Below are 13105 nucleotides of genomic sequence, written 5' to 3'. Positions count from 1 at the left end.
CGTGTCACTTCCGGTCGGCGGCGGATCGCGAGAGCACCAGCCCCGCGACGATGAAGGGGGCGGCGGTGAGCGCGACCAGCGGATGCCGCCGGGTGTGCGTGCCGAGGTAGGGGATCGCGGCGAGGGGGACGGCGGCCGGGAGCACCGCGAGTGCGGCACGACGGCCCTGGCGCGACCGGCCTGCGGATCCCGAGACGACCGCGGCGCCGACGGACGTGCACGTGGCGATGTAGAGCAGGTGATGCAGCCACCGGAAGTTCCGGGTGTCGACGATCCGCGCCGCGACCGACGCGCCGAGCATGCAGTTCGCGGCATAGACCGCGGCCGCGGCGACGAACAGCGACGCGGGGTTCCTGCGCCGGGATCCGTGAGCCATTCCCCGACCCTACGCCCGGGACCACCCCGCGAGCGCCCCCTTGCATCCCGCCCGCCCCTTCGGTACGCCCCCGCGCCGTTCCGGTCGCCCGTTCCGGTCGCGATATGGCAGCCGAAACGGTGATTTGGGGTGACATATCGCGACCGGAAGGAGGGTCTGGGCTAGAGGTTGCCCTCCGCGTAGATGCGCAGCGTGTCGCGGACGAATTCCGCACCGTGCGTGCCGCCAGATGAGGTCGCGTAGTTCGCGCCGAAACGCGGATCCGCGACGTACATCTCGCCGAGCCCGATCACGTACGCCTTGACGTCGCCTCCGGGGACGGCGGCGGGTGTGCCGGGGATGCCCGTGAGCCACTCGACGTGGCGCCGCGCGATCTCCTGAGCCTCGGAGGATGCCGGATCGATACCGCTCTCCGCGGCGGCGATCCAGTCGCGCCCGAGGTCGGACACGCGCTGCTGCCAGTCGGCGCGTTCGGCATCCGTCATCCCGCGCCACCAGCGGTCGCTGTCGGCGTAGGCCTTCGTGCCCCAGCGCTCCTCGACCTCGTCCTTGTACTGCGTGTGGTCGAAACCGTCGAACATGTTCTCTGCCATGAGTCGTTCACCTCCTCTCAATGCCGTGATGGTGGATTCGACCGACGCGATCTGTCGCGCCAGCCGCGTCTGCTCCTCGCGCAGCAGCGCGAGATGGGCTTCCAGTGCGGAGGCTTCGGTCTGCGATGGCATCCGGTCGGTGGATGCGCCGAGGACCTCCGCGATCTGCGGCAGCCCGAGTCCGAGCTCCCGCAACAGGAGGATGCGCTGGAGTCGCACGAGTGCCTGGGCGTCGTAATGCCGGTAGCCGTTGTGCGCGATGCGCGTCGGCGGCAGCAGACCGATGTGGTCGTAGTGCCGCAGCGTGCGACTCGTCGTGCCGGCCAGCCGCGCGATCTCCTGGATCGACCAGTCGTCCGTGTCCATGCCTACGCCTCCTTCCGTTCGATGACTCGACTCTAGAAGTTGACGTAGCGTCAAGGTCAAGACCGGCCAAACACACGAACGGCCCCACCCCCGATTCCGAGGGTGAGGCCGTTCAGGGCGAAGACGTCAGTCGGTGGCGGTTCCGAACGCGGTGAGCGAGGCCGTGAGCGCGTCGGCGACCGCCTGCGCATCGATGTCGAACAGCACATCGACGTTCGGCACGCCCTGCCAGCGATCGATCATCTGCACGACGGTCTGTCCGCGGGTGTGCGTCCCGTTCAGCTCCACGTCCACACGAAGGTTGCGCACCGTGAACCAGTCGGGGTTGAGGGCATAGGCGACGCAGGGCACGTCGTTGAGGTGCATGCCCTCGGTCTTCCACTCGGGCATCTCGTCGGGGTCGTTCTGACGATCCGGGTATCCGATCATCTCGCAGAGCGCCAGGCCCATCGGCGAGCGCGACTCCCAGAGGGTGCGGACGTGGTCCGGCGTGAGGGCGAAGCTCCGGGACACGTCCAGGCCGACCTGCGTGAGGGGTGCCCCGGACTGGATGACGATCTCCGCGGCTTCGGGATCGTTGAAGATGTTCGCGCTCGCGACGGGCGTGACGTTGCCCCATGTGAGTGCCGCGCCGCCCATGTAGATGATGCGGCGCACCGAGCGCGCGAACTCCGGCTCCAGCGTGATGGCCAGAGCCACGTTCGTCAGGGGCGCGAGGGCCATGATCGTCACCTCGCCCGGAGCCGACATGACCGTGTCGATCATCCGGCGGACGGCGTCCGGCTCGACCTCGGCCTGGGGGTCCGGGTCCGGGTACTCCCAGAAGCCCACCCCGCCAGGACGGTGGATGTGCTCCGCGAAGTGGGGTTCGCCGACCAGCGGCCGGCTGGCACCCTTCCAGATCGGCAGGTCGGAACGACCGGCGACGGCGGCGATCTTGCGGGCGTTGGCCGTCGCCGTGTCGACATCGACGTTGCCGAACACCGTGGTCAGCGCCTCGATCTGGAAGGCGTCGGAGGAGAGTGCCCAGAACAGCGCCCCCGCGTCGTCGATCCCGGGGTCGGTGTCAATGATCAGTCGTTCCATATCCATGCTTTCTTTCATGTCCTAGCGGCTGGTCTGCCGATCGGACGCTTCACTGAGCCCGTCCACGGTCGGCGCCCTCAGCCGTGCGGCGCGGGCGGAACGCGTGTAGACGAAGAGGTACCAGCAGTTGATCGCGATCAGCGTGATGTTGAGGGCGACCATGGGCGCGCTGCCGAGCATCAGGTTGTACCCCATCAGCAGCGAGGAGGCTCCGAGGTTCAACCAGCGCAGGCGCGAGATCGTCGGCTGCAAGAGCGAGACGATCAAGAGAGCGCTGCCGGCCCAGCCGGCGATCTCGCGCCACAGATCCATCAGCAGGTCACTTGCCCACGAAGAGGCCGTTGCGCCGCTTCGCGAGGACGTAGAGCACCACGCTGATCGCGCAGAGGGCCGCGATGTAGAGCGGGAAGATCCACATCATGCCCTGGCTCTGCAGCCAGAGGAGCAGGTACGAGGCGGTGCCACCGAAGATGGCCACTCCCAGGCCGTAGCCGAGACCGAGCCCGGTGCCGCGGATGTGCTGCGGCAGCAGGGAGTTGGACACGACCACGAAGATGGTCATGTTCAGGAGCAGCACGATCGCCCCACCGAACATCACGCCGGCGAGCGTGCCGACCCCGGGCTGCGAGTACAGCAGCGCCAGGAAGATCGTCGGGATGGCCGCGAGACGCGCCACCACGAACCACTTGGACATCGGGAACCGATCGAGGATGCGGCTCAGCGCGAAGGCTCCGACCGTCAGGAAGACGCCCATTCCCGTGGTGATGGCGAACACGGCGGTGGGGTCTTCCCCGAACGTGCCGTTGGCGAGGTTCGGGAGTCCGGCGATCCACGTGTAGTTGTACGCCTGGATCGCACCGACGATGAAGACGGTCGCGAGCACGCTCAGCCAGTACTTGCGGACGTCGCGCCACACCGAGTTGTCCTTGGTGGGGACCGCACCCACCGTGCGGATCGCCGCGGTGTCGAGGGTCTCGGGCAGCGTCCGACGCAGCCACAGCACGATCAGACCGAACAGACCACCCACGATGAACGGGATGCGCCAGCCGTACGCGGCGAGGGCTTCGGGCCCCAGCAGCAGGCTGATCAGGAAGATCGACGTGGGTGCGAGCAGGTTGCCCAGGTTGTTGAAGAACGCGAAGAAGCCGGCGACGTACCCGGGGCGGTTCGGAACCAGCTCGAGCGCGTAGGCCGTGCCGAGCGGCGCCTCCACACCGGCGGAGAGTCCCTGCAGGAGGCGCGCGATCACGACGACGATCGGCGCGAGGGCTCCGATGGTCTGGTAGTCGGGGAGCACGCCGATGATGAAGCTGCCCAGCGCGACCGCGCCGACGGCGAAGATCATGATCTTCCTGCGCCCGAAGCGGTCGGCCACGAAGCCGAAGACGACCCCGCCGAGCGGACGTGCGACGAACCCGACCGCGAAGACGGCGAGTGCGTTCAAGGTCGAGGCGAGTGGACTGTCGGAGGGGAAGAATGCCGCGCCGAGGTAGACCGACAGCAGTCCAAAGATCGCCCAGTCGTACCATTCGAGCGCGTGCCCCCAGCTCAAGGCACGGAGGTTCTTGCGCTCGGTGCGGCTCGCCTTGCCCCTCAGCTGCTGCGGTGCGGTGGCCACTACTTCTTCAGTGCTCATGGAGCTCCTTTGCTCTGCCCCCGAGAGGGAGTTGATCGACCCTTGAATGCGGATATCCCCTGGTCATGACACAGTTCTCACCCAACGGCGAGGAGTGCTCATCTTCGGGAAGCAGATCCGAGTACGACTATAGTATAGCAGTAGCCCCCTTCGTGACGGAAAGAGTTCATCGTGAATTCCTCACTCGACGACGACGACCGACGGCTCCTCGCCGCCGCATCCGACCTGATCATCCGTGCGCACGATGCGAACCTCCACCGCGTCGCCGCCGCCGCGCGCGGAGCCTCCGGAGCCATCTACCTCGGCCTCAGCCTGCGCACCCCACGAGAGAGCGTCTGCGCGGAGAGCACCGCCCTCGCCAACGCCCGGATCGGAGGTGAGCAGGAGATCGAAGCCATCGTCTCGGTCGGCCTGCGCGACGACGGCACGACCGTGATCCTCAACCCCTGCGGCGTCTGCCGGGAAGTCGTGCCCGCGATCGCACCGGGCATCCGCACGCTCGCAGACGGCGGCGGCCACCCGGTGTGGGTGACCGCCGCCGATCTGCTGCCGATGCCGTGGGTTCGCGCGCGCACCTACGACTGAGCCGTTCGCGGAGGTCAGCGCCAGGGCAGCGGACGCCGCAGCACCTCGCCGATCCGCTCCAGCACGCCGTCGAAATCCATGTCGAAGACGACGCGGTGGATCGGTCGCGTCTCGTCCTTCACCGGATGCACGCCGGCGAGGTAGCGGTCTCCGGTCTCGGGGTCCCGGAATGTCTCGAGCGGCCGCATGACCGCACCGGTCACGAGTTCCGGATACAGCAGGCTCGCCACCGCCATGCTGTCGTTGATGCCCATGACCCGGCGCCCCTCCGGCTGCGGGTAGGAACGCGAGTAGAAGCCGGCATAGTCACGACTGATCGCGGTGATCAGCTGCGCGGGCGCGAAGCCGGTCGACGAGGCGATGTCGAGGAAGAAGTCCTCAGGGACGAGGGCCTGACGGGTGACGTACGGCCCGCACCAGGTGACGTCGCCCTCGTGGGCTGCGACGACACGCGCGGCGTCGATGTCGAACGACACGTTGGGGTCACGCGAGACCCGGAACCGACGATCCTCCCACGGCGCGGTGTCGTGGTACAGCGCCGGGCCGAGCGTCCCGACGATGGTGGTCGAGCGAAGTCGCTGCAGCAGGTCGGGCCGGGCCTCGACAGCAGCGGCGAGGTTCGTCTGCGGACCGAGCGCGAGATAGTCGATCTCGCCGTCATATCGGTCGACGAGGTCGAGCACGACGGAGACACCGACCGGCTCGGGGTCGACCGACTCGGCGGGCCGGAGTCCCGTGTTGCCGAAGCCGTCCTCGCCGTGGATGCCCGGGTTCATCCGCAGCTCCTGCACCAGCGGCTCGTCCGCCCCGCGGTAGACCGGAACGTCGGTGCGTCCGCAGGTGTCCAGCACGTACCGTGCGTTGTCGGCGGCCCGCTCTCCGGTGGTGTTGCCGAAGACGCTGACCACCGCCAGGATCTCGACCTCCGGATCGGCGGCCAGAAGCATCAGGGCCAGGGCGTCATCCACCCCGGTGTCGGTGTCGACGATGACTCTTCTCATGGGTGCTCTCCTCGTTCGGGTTTCAGGGACGCGACAGCCCGAACGCGGCGAATGCGTCCTGTGCCGGCTTCTCGGTCAAGAGGGTGACGAATCGGGACGCGTCGTCGCCGGCGCCGGGACGGGCACCGACGGCGAACCGCCCGTAGGACTGCAGTTCGTGGGGAATCGGTTCGACGACATGCGCACCGGGGACCGAGCGCAGCTCGCTCACCTGCTGGATCGCGACGTCGGCACGTCCGTCGAGCAGCGCCTCAGCCGTGAGTCCGCTCTCGCATCGCACCGCGCGCTCATCGATGCGCTCGAGGAGGCCGCGCTCGCGAAGCATCTTCATGAAGTGCACACCGCTCGCCCCGCTGAGCGTGTAGGCGACGGCACGGGCGGCGAGCAGATAGTCGAGAAACGTCGTCGCCGAGTCGTCGGCCGGTCCTGCCGCGTCGTCCGGTCGGGCGAAACCGACGGACGAAACCGCGATCTCGGCGACGACCTCGGGGTCCACCAGACCCCGCGCCGCGAGATCGGTGACGGAGGACGAGACGCCGAGCACCAGGTCGGGGCGCTCTCCCGCGGCAATCCGTTCGAGCAGCACGGTGGTGGGCTCGAACGTCGCCTCGATGTGCGTGCCGGTCTCACGCTCGAACGCGGGGATGACGTGCTCGACGAGGGGGTTCTTGACGACGAGCCCGCTGTACAGGGTGATCACGAGGAGGTCCTTCCGGAGGGCGTGGCGAGCGCGTGCAGCTGCGCCGAGGTGAGGGGCGACGTGGCGAGGCCGCGCGTGAGGAGGAACAGCTGCGCGGTGTGCTCGAGCTCCTCCACCGCGTCGAGCGCGGTGTCCAGATCGGCCCCGGCGACGACGGGGCCGTGGTTGCGCAGGAGCAGGGCATGCGTGACCCGCGCGGCATCCTCGACGGCGTCGGTCGCTGCCGGGTCTCCCGGGGCGAAGTAGGGCAGCATCCGCAGTTTCCCCACGCGCATGCCGTAGTACGCGGTCAGAGGTGGGATCGGATTCTCGGGATCGACGTCGGACAGGCACGACACCGCGGCGGCATGGACCGAGTGCGTGTGCACCACCGCATTCGCCTCCGGCCGCACACGCAGCAGCGCGACATGGAGGAAGGCTTCCTTCGTCGGCTTCGGACCGTCGAGGTGCGATCCGTCGAGGGCGACCACCGACAGCCGGTCCGCGTCGACGTCGGCCAGGCTGACCCCGGTCGGCGTGAGCAGCACGCGGTCCCCGTCGCGCACGGCGAGGTTCCCGGTGCGGCCATGCGTGAGGCCACGGCGGTGGATCGAGTGGGCGACGCGTTCGATCGCGCGGCGGGCATCGGCGCTCATGCCGTGCGCCCCTGTGCCGCGACCTCGACGAAGAGGTCCTCCTCGCCGAAGTTCCCGGATTTGAGGACCAGATGCACGTCGCGCTCCTCGTCGTGGATCCAGGGGGCGCCCGGTGCGACTTCCTCCCCCACCACCGCGACGGTCGTGCCGAGGGCCCGGACGACCTCACCGGAGGTCTCTCCTCCGGCGACGAGCAGGCGCTTCACACCTCGATCCGACAGCTGCGAGGCGATGAGGCCCGCCGCCCTTTCGTAGAGCTCGCCGGCACCCGGCACATCCTGGCGGCGCTCCGCTGCCGGGGTGGAGGAGTAGAGGAGGGCATCCGCGTCGGAGGGCAGGTGCTCCCACCACTCCACCGCGCGCGCAGCCAGCTCCTCGGCGGTGTCGCCGGGCTCGGCCACGACGTGATGAGCGGGGCCGCCCGATCCGACGAAACGGTCGATCTGCTCGAGCGTGCGTCGGGAGCAGCTGCCCGCGATGATCGCGGTGCGACCCGATGGGGGCGTGGGCGCCGTCGTGCCGCCCGCCGTCTCGCGCAGAGCCATCGCTCCGACGAGCCCGGCGGATCCGGCCACGAGGACCTCCCCGTCGACGGCGTCGGCGAGGACGGCGAGGTCGGCATCGGTCACGGCGTCGGCGACGAGGTGACGGATCCCCTCCGCACGCGACCGACGCATGACCTCGCGCACGGAGTCGGCATCCCGCTGCACCACGTCGAGGGGCAGGAGCCCGACCGGCGCCGTGCACTGCGCCGCGAGCAGCCGCGGCACCGAGGAGTCGCGCATCGGAGTCACCGGGTGGTCGCGCATGTGCGTCTCTGCCAACAGCACGTCGCCGACGAAGAGGTGGCCGCGGTAGACGGTGCGCCCGTGCAGGGGTGCGGCCGGCGTCGTCACCACGAGATCCGCGCGAAGGGCGTCGGCGATCGCCTCCGTGATCGGACCGATGTTGCCCTCGTCCGTGGAGTCGAACGTCGAGCAGTACTTGACGTAGATGCGATCCGCTCCCTGACGCCGTAGCAGCGTGAGCGCGGTGAGACTCTGGGCGACGGCCTCCTCGACGGGAAGGGACCGGGTCTTCAGTCCGATGACGATCCCGTCGGCGGGACCAGCGTGCTCGTCGAGCTCGGTGCCGAGAACGAGGAGCGTGCGCAGTCCCGCCCGGCGTAGGGCCGCCGCGACATCCGTCGCCCCCGTCATGTCATCGGCGATGACGCCGATCATCCTTGATCCTCCCGGAGTGCCGCGGTCAACCGTCGAGCGGCTGCAGCCGGCCCATCCAGGACCGCGACACCGAAGCGATCCGCGAGGGACGACGCGGCCCCCGCGAGCGAGTACTGGGCGAGAACCACCAGGTCGTAGGCCTCGTCGACGCCGGCGATCCCTGCAGCCAGTGTCTCGACGAGCTCCGGCGCGGACAGGGGCGCGGCCGCGTCCGGGATCACCAGCGGGTGCACGCGCGCCGCCGACCCGGCAGCCGCGAACGCCTGCTCCAGACGCGCTCCGCTGTCGCTCGCGGCCGAAGCCAACGAGGCGACGAGCAGAACCCGTTCGGGGGCGGCGGCGACGGCTTCGGCGAAGAGGGGACCGTCGGCCGAGAGCACGGTGACACCGTCGGCGTCGCTCTCCCGCCGGTCGGCACGCTCTCCGAACTGGGAGCACGTGAGCAGCACGCCATCCGCTCCCCCGGCCAGAGCGAGCTCGATGAGGCTGTCCATGCGCGCAGCCAGCGGTGCGGTGATGCCGCCCTCGGTCTGCGCATCGGCCAGGAGACGATCATCGAGCAGGTTCCACACCGTCGCCGTGGGAAGGGCGGCGGTGAGGGCGGCGGCCGCCGGGGCGATCGCCAGGGGTGTCGCGCTGATGAGCGCGATTCTCGGGTCGGTCACCGGAGGGTCCTCTCGATCCAGGTGAGCCCGTCGCGGGTGCCCGCGACGGGGGCGTACTCGCAGCCGATCCACCCGGGGTATCCGCTCTGCGCGATCCGGGCGAGCACGCGCTCGTAGGCGATCTCGCCGGTTCCGGGTTCGCCGCGACCGGGGTTGTCGGCGATCTGCACATGCGCGACCATCGGCCGGAGCTGCTCGAAACGCTCGATGACGTTCCCGCGGTCGACCTGCGCGTGATAGACGTCGAAGAGCACGCCGACGATGTCGGGATCCACCACCTGCGCCACCGCCGCCGCGGTCTCCATCGAGGCGAGGCCGTAGCCGGGCTGATCACGCTTGTTGATCGCTTCCAGTGCCAGCCGGACCCCCGTGCCACGTGCCTGCTCGGCCGCCCAGGAGATGTTCGACACATAGGTCGCGAATGCGGCCTCGGGGTCGGCTCCGGACGGCCTGATGCCGGCCATGGCGTGGACCACTCGTGCACCGAGAACCGTCGCGTACTCCAACGCCCGCAGCACCCCCTCGCGGAACTCCTGCTCGGCACCGGGCACGAAGGCCGCCCCCGACGCTGTGGGCGTCCCCGCGGGTCCGGCGGGCGTGTTGATGAGGATCTGCGCGAGACCCGCATCGTCGAGCAGCCGACGCACTTCTGCGGGCGCGAGCTCGTAGGGCGAGGCGAACTCCACCGCGGTGAAGCCCGCCTCCGCGGCCGCGTCGAACCGCTCGGCGAAGGGGACCTCAGTGAACATCCACTTGAGGTTGGCGGCGAGGCGCACCGGCCCCGACGAGGTTTCGACGATCATGCGGTCACCGCGTCGTAGTCGGGGTTCACCACGAACTCGGGAGCCTGACCGCGGAGAGTCGCGATCACGTTGCGCGCGGCCATGCGACCGGACTCGCCACGGGCCTCGCGGGTCGCGCCCGCGACGTGCGTCGTGGCGAGGATGCCGGGGGTGTGCAGGAGCGGGCTCGATGCCCCCAGCGGCTCGTCCGCGAAGACGTCGAGAGCGGCGGCGCCGATGCGCCCGTCGCGGACGGCGTCGACCAGGGCGTCCTCGTCGATGATGCCGCCGCGCGCGGTGTTGATCAGCACCGCGTCGGGCTTCATCAGAGCGAGGCGAGAGGCGTCGAGGAGGTTCCGGGTCGTCTCGTCGAGGAACAGGTGCAGCGTGACGAAGTCGGCTTCTCGGAGCAGATCCTCGAGTTCGAGCCGACGGATGCCGTTGGCCGCGGCGAAGCCCTCGTCGAAGTACGGATCGTACGCGACGATCTTCATCCCGAAGCCCGCGGCGATCGTCGCGACCGCCTTTCCGATCGAGCCCAGCCCGAGGATTCCGAGAGTCGCTCCCCGCAGCTCCCGTCCGGTGAGCTGCTGCCAGGTGCCCGCCGCGAGGTTGCTGATGTTCTCGGGGATGCGCCGGGCACAGGCGAGCGCCAGGGCGAAGACGTGCTCCGCGACCGCCTGACGGTTGGCGCCGGGGGTGACGCACACGGGAACTCGGCGTGCCGTCGCCGCACCCACGTCGACGCTGTCGTAGCCGACGCCCGTGCGCACGATCATGCGCAGCGCGGGGGCCTGCGCGAACTCCTCCTCGCCCAGCGGGCGGGTGCCGGCGATGATCGCGCGGACGCCCGAGAGCGCCCGGGCCCGTTCCTCGGCGGAGAGGCGTTCGAGTTCCGGCTCATGCCGAGTCGTGAGTCCTGCGCCGCGCAGCATCCGGTCGACCTCGTCGCCGGGTTCGAGGAACGCGGTGGTGATCAGCACATCCTGGGATTCGGGCGATGTCACCAGATCCCTCCTTCGTAGTCGGGGGCGGCGAAAGCACCGCCGTGCAGAGTGGGTGCCGGAGCGGAGAAGTCCACGCCGTCGGTGTGGTCGGCGGCATCGTCGCGGGGCACGTAGCCGATCGCCGCCCATCCCGCGTCACCGTTCCACCAGCGGCCGGTGTTGGCCGAGCAGCCGTAGACGACCGCGCAGCCCACCGGGGCGCTCTCGATCGCACAACGGAAGAGCTCGACCCCGTCGCGCCAGCTGAGCCAGAGCGCGAGCTGGCGCCTGTCCTCGGGCTCCGGACGGAAGGTGCCGATGCGGACGAGCACCGACTCGACCCCCCACTTGTCGTGGTACAGGCTGGCGAGGGCCTCACCGAATGCCTTCGAGACCCCGTAGAAGGTGTCCGGACGCAGCGATGCGCTCTCGTCCAGCACCTCCTCCGCGGGATGGAAACCGACGACGTGGTTGGAGCTGGCGTAGACGACACGACGCACACCGGCCCGTCGCGCTGCTTCGTAGACGTGGTAGGTGCCGTCGATGTTCACGCGGCGGATCTCCTCGAACGGCGCTTCGTCCGCGATCCCGCCGAGGTGCACGATCACGTCCACACCCTCCGCCGCCGCCGTGAGCGCGTCGAGGTCGGCGAGGTCACCGATCACGACCTCTTCGCCGGGGAAGAGCGACTCATCGGTGTCGGTCCGCGCGAACAGCACGACGCGGTCGTAGCGGGAGGCGAGCCCCTCGCGGATCACCCGCCCCATGCGCCCGGTCCCACCGGTGTACAGCACTGTCGTCATCATCGTCCTCTCGTGCGCACTCGGCGGTCAGCCGATGCTGCGGTCCTCTTCACCCGTGGAAGCATCGGCGAAGAAGCCGATCGCGGCTCCCGCGGGGCGTCGGCGGTGTGCCTCGCCGTCCTCCCACCGCAATTCGACGTCGTGTCCGGGTACGAGGCTGGCTCCGGTGTCGGTCAGCAGTGAGCGCATCGCGACGATTGTGGCCGCGCTGGCGTCCGCATCGAGCGTCGAGTCGACCCGCCCCGAGGCGAGTTCGTACAGATTCTTGACCGCATCCCCGGCGAAGACGCGCTTCTCGTCCGCACGCTCGAGATAGAACGCGAGGTGGTGCGGGGTATGCCCTGCGCTGTCGACGGCATGGATGCCGGGGAGCACTTCCTGGCCCGCCGCCATCCGTCCGACCCGATCCGTGCGGCGAAGAAGCTCCTGCACGTGGAGGTCGGGAAGGAAGGGGGTCCCGGACGGCTGCTCGGCCGCCCAGCGCAGCTCGCGCTCCCCCACCCAGGTCGTGGCGTTGGCGAACATCGGGAAGTTCGAGACGTGATCCCAGTGCATGTGCGTCAGCAGCACGTCGGTCACGTCGTCCGTGGTCAGACCGTATCGCTCGAGGCCGGCATGGATGAGGGGGATGTACGCGGGCTGTCCGGCATCGACCAGCACGCGTCGCACCCCGTCATCGAGCAGCCACAGGCTGCTCCATCCGAAGGCGCCGTGCGAACTCGACTTACCGGGGAAGCCCTCGACGAGCGGACGTGCGACGTATCCGGACGGTCCGGCGGATCCGGTCGTCGACGTCGACATGGTGCCCTCACTCTGCGCGCTCACAAAAAATAGTATAGCGCAATCCCTCCAGGGGCGACAGGTCGCCTCCTTCGCGGAACCGCTCGCCGTTCAGGCGTTCAGAAGCCGCTCGGTGGCACCGATGATGTGGTGGCGCATCGCGTCGGCCGCGCCCTCGGCATCACCGGCCACGATCGCCTGGTAGACCGCATCGTGCTCCGGCGCCGCACTCACCGCTCCCGTGCGCCCGAACTTCGAGAACAGGCGGAACCGCTGGATCTGCCCGCCGAGCGCCGCATAGGACAGCTCCAGGAAGGCGTTGCCGGACTGCGCGGCGATCATCATGTGGAAGCGCGCATCGCTGCGCCAGTAGAGGTCGAAGCCTTCAGTCTCGGTGTCGGCGACCTCGGCCGAGCGCCGGAAGTCCTCCACCGCCTCGCGCAGACCCTCCAGGAATTCGGGGGTCGTCCGCTGCGCGGCTTCGTAGGCGAGACGGGGCTCCAGGAGCACACGGGCCTCGCCGAGCTGCTCCACCTCTTCCCGCGTCATGACCGGGGCCACGCGGTAGCCCCGCAGCGCCTCGCGCTGGACGAGTCCGGTGTGCTCCAGCCGCGCCAGGGCCTCACGCAGGGGCGTCTGACTGACATCCAGCTCGCGTGACAGGGCACCGATGTTCAGGCTCTGCCCCGCCGCCCGCTCCCCCGACATGAACTGGTGCAGCAGCACCTCGTACATTCGGTCGGCGATGGGCTGCTTCGTCGATCGCCCGGCCACATCTTCTCCCCTCGAAGTCCTTCCGTCGAAGACTACCGCTCGGCCCATCGACCCTCCGACGGACGCGCGGGGGTTGACAATGTCGAGATATATCGTGTTACTGTGGCAACACAC

16 protein-coding genes are annotated in these 13105 nt (G+C 69.3%); 1 reads left to right on the top strand and 15 read right to left on the bottom strand.

Features of this window, described 5'->3' with window-relative positions; genetic code table 11:
• Positions 1-4: 4 nt before the first annotated feature.
• The 5 genes from FGL91_RS07070 to FGL91_RS07050 all read right to left on the bottom strand — a co-directional run bounded on the left by FGL91_RS07070 (position 5) and on the right by FGL91_RS07050 (position 4057).
• Entirely contained in the window at positions 5-376 is a 372-nt protein-coding gene (locus tag FGL91_RS07070) for a hypothetical protein (protein WP_047522974.1), read from the bottom strand.
• Positions 377-537: 161 nt separating this feature from the next.
• Positions 538-1335 carry a MerR family transcriptional regulator gene (locus FGL91_RS07065; protein ID WP_153243460.1) on the bottom strand — a complete coding sequence of 266 codons (798 nt, stop codon included), beginning with the start codon at positions 1333-1335 and terminating at the stop codon, positions 538-540.
• Between the two features lie 126 nt (positions 1336-1461).
• Positions 1462-2421, bottom strand: a complete 960-nt coding sequence (locus tag FGL91_RS07060) for a nucleoside hydrolase (protein ID WP_194239335.1) — start codon at positions 2419-2421, stop codon at positions 1462-1464.
• A gap of 21 nt (positions 2422-2442) precedes the next feature.
• Complete coding sequence (locus FGL91_RS07055; RefSeq protein ID WP_153243458.1) at positions 2443-2733, bottom strand: hypothetical protein; 291 nt, start codon at positions 2731-2733, stop codon at positions 2443-2445.
• 7 nt (positions 2734-2740) lie between these two features.
• On the bottom strand, positions 2741-4057 hold the full coding sequence (locus FGL91_RS07050; protein ID WP_227991955.1) for an MFS transporter: 1317 nt from the start codon (positions 4055-4057) through the stop codon (positions 2741-2743).
• Between the two features lie 171 nt (positions 4058-4228).
• Here FGL91_RS07050 and FGL91_RS07045 point away from each other — a divergent pair, with 171 nt between their 5' ends.
• The gene (locus FGL91_RS07045; protein WP_131492103.1) at positions 4229-4642 is read left to right on the top strand and encodes a hypothetical protein; all 414 of its coding nucleotides are present in this window, start codon (positions 4229-4231) and stop codon (positions 4640-4642) included.
• A gap of 14 nt (positions 4643-4656) precedes the next feature.
• Here the strand turns inward: FGL91_RS07045 and FGL91_RS07040 are convergent, their stop codons facing one another.
• From FGL91_RS07040 to FGL91_RS06995, 10 genes are all read right to left on the bottom strand, one after another.
• On the bottom strand, positions 4657-5643 hold the full coding sequence (locus FGL91_RS07040) for a nucleoside hydrolase (RefSeq protein WP_134352847.1): 987 nt from the start codon (positions 5641-5643) through the stop codon (positions 4657-4659).
• A 22-nt stretch (positions 5644-5665) separates the two neighbouring features.
• Entirely contained in the window at positions 5666-6343 is a 678-nt protein-coding gene (locus tag FGL91_RS07035) for a substrate-binding domain-containing protein (protein ID WP_153243457.1), read from the bottom strand.
• Positions 6340-6978 (bottom strand): class II aldolase/adducin family protein, encoded by a 639-nt coding sequence (locus FGL91_RS07030; RefSeq protein ID WP_153243456.1) that lies wholly within the window; start codon positions 6976-6978, stop codon positions 6340-6342. The genes FGL91_RS07035 and FGL91_RS07030 overlap by 4 nt, the downstream gene beginning before the upstream one ends.
• Positions 6975-8201 carry a 3-oxo-tetronate kinase gene (gene otnK / locus FGL91_RS07025; RefSeq protein ID WP_153243455.1) on the bottom strand — a complete coding sequence of 409 codons (1227 nt, stop codon included), beginning with the start codon at positions 8199-8201 and terminating at the stop codon, positions 6975-6977. The genes FGL91_RS07030 and otnK overlap by 4 nt, the downstream gene beginning before the upstream one ends.
• On the bottom strand, positions 8198-8866 hold the full coding sequence (locus FGL91_RS07020) for a hypothetical protein (RefSeq protein WP_153243454.1): 669 nt from the start codon (positions 8864-8866) through the stop codon (positions 8198-8200). The genes otnK and FGL91_RS07020 overlap by 4 nt, the downstream gene beginning before the upstream one ends.
• The gene (locus FGL91_RS07015; RefSeq protein ID WP_153243453.1) at positions 8863-9669 is read right to left on the bottom strand and encodes a hydroxypyruvate isomerase family protein; all 807 of its coding nucleotides are present in this window, start codon (positions 9667-9669) and stop codon (positions 8863-8865) included. The genes FGL91_RS07020 and FGL91_RS07015 overlap by 4 nt, the downstream gene beginning before the upstream one ends.
• Positions 9666-10655 carry a phosphoglycerate dehydrogenase gene (locus tag FGL91_RS07010; protein WP_153243452.1) on the bottom strand — a complete coding sequence of 330 codons (990 nt, stop codon included), beginning with the start codon at positions 10653-10655 and terminating at the stop codon, positions 9666-9668. Before FGL91_RS07010 ends, FGL91_RS07015 begins: the two co-directional genes overlap by 4 nt.
• Positions 10652-11440 carry an NAD-dependent epimerase/dehydratase family protein gene (locus FGL91_RS07005; protein WP_227991954.1) on the bottom strand — a complete coding sequence of 263 codons (789 nt, stop codon included), beginning with the start codon at positions 11438-11440 and terminating at the stop codon, positions 10652-10654. The genes FGL91_RS07010 and FGL91_RS07005 overlap by 4 nt, the downstream gene beginning before the upstream one ends.
• 24 nt (positions 11441-11464) lie before the next feature.
• Entirely contained in the window at positions 11465-12262 is a 798-nt protein-coding gene (locus FGL91_RS07000) for an MBL fold metallo-hydrolase (RefSeq protein ID WP_227991953.1), read from the bottom strand.
• 66 nt (positions 12263-12328) lie between these two features.
• Positions 12329-12991 (bottom strand): GntR family transcriptional regulator, encoded by a 663-nt coding sequence (locus tag FGL91_RS06995; protein WP_047522964.1) that lies wholly within the window; start codon positions 12989-12991, stop codon positions 12329-12331.
• Positions 12992-13105: the final 114 nt, after the last annotated feature.

Origin of the sequence: Microbacterium sp. CBA3102 (assembly GCF_007954505.1) — a bacterium.
In the GTDB taxonomy this organism is placed as follows: Bacteria; Actinomycetota; Actinomycetes; order Actinomycetales; family Microbacteriaceae; genus Microbacterium; species Microbacterium aurugineum.
The sequence above is the reverse complement of the archived record's forward strand: the minus strand, read 5'-3'. Positions and strand labels throughout refer to the sequence as shown.

Coding starts and splice junctions, on each gene's coding strand:
- FGL91_RS07070 (WP_047522974.1), bottom strand. CDS start 376: ATGGCTCACGGATCCCGGCGCAGGAACCCCGCGTCGCTGTTCGTCGCC.
- FGL91_RS07060 (WP_194239335.1), bottom strand. CDS start 2,421: ATGGAACGACTGATCATTGACACCGACCCCGGGATCGACGACGCGGGG.
- FGL91_RS07005 (WP_227991954.1), bottom strand. CDS start 11,440: ATGATGACGACAGTGCTGTACACCGGTGGGACCGGGCGCATGGGGCGG.
- FGL91_RS07040 (WP_134352847.1), bottom strand. CDS start 5,643: ATGAGAAGAGTCATCGTCGACACCGACACCGGGGTGGATGACGCCCTG.
- FGL91_RS07015 (WP_153243453.1), bottom strand. CDS start 9,669: ATGATCGTCGAAACCTCGTCGGGGCCGGTGCGCCTCGCCGCCAACCTC.
- FGL91_RS07065 (WP_153243460.1), bottom strand. CDS start 1,335: ATGGACACGGACGACTGGTCGATCCAGGAGATCGCGCGGCTGGCCGGC.
- otnK (WP_153243455.1), bottom strand. CDS start 8,201: ATGATCGGCGTCATCGCCGATGACATGACGGGGGCGACGGATGTCGCG.
- FGL91_RS07055 (WP_153243458.1), bottom strand. CDS start 2,733: ATGGATCTGTGGCGCGAGATCGCCGGCTGGGCCGGCAGCGCTCTCTTG.
- FGL91_RS07030 (WP_153243456.1), bottom strand. CDS start 6,978: ATGAGCGCCGATGCCCGCCGCGCGATCGAACGCGTCGCCCACTCGATC.
- FGL91_RS07050 (WP_227991955.1), bottom strand. CDS start 4,057: ATGAGCACTGAAGAAGTAGTGGCCACCGCACCGCAGCAGCTGAGGGGC.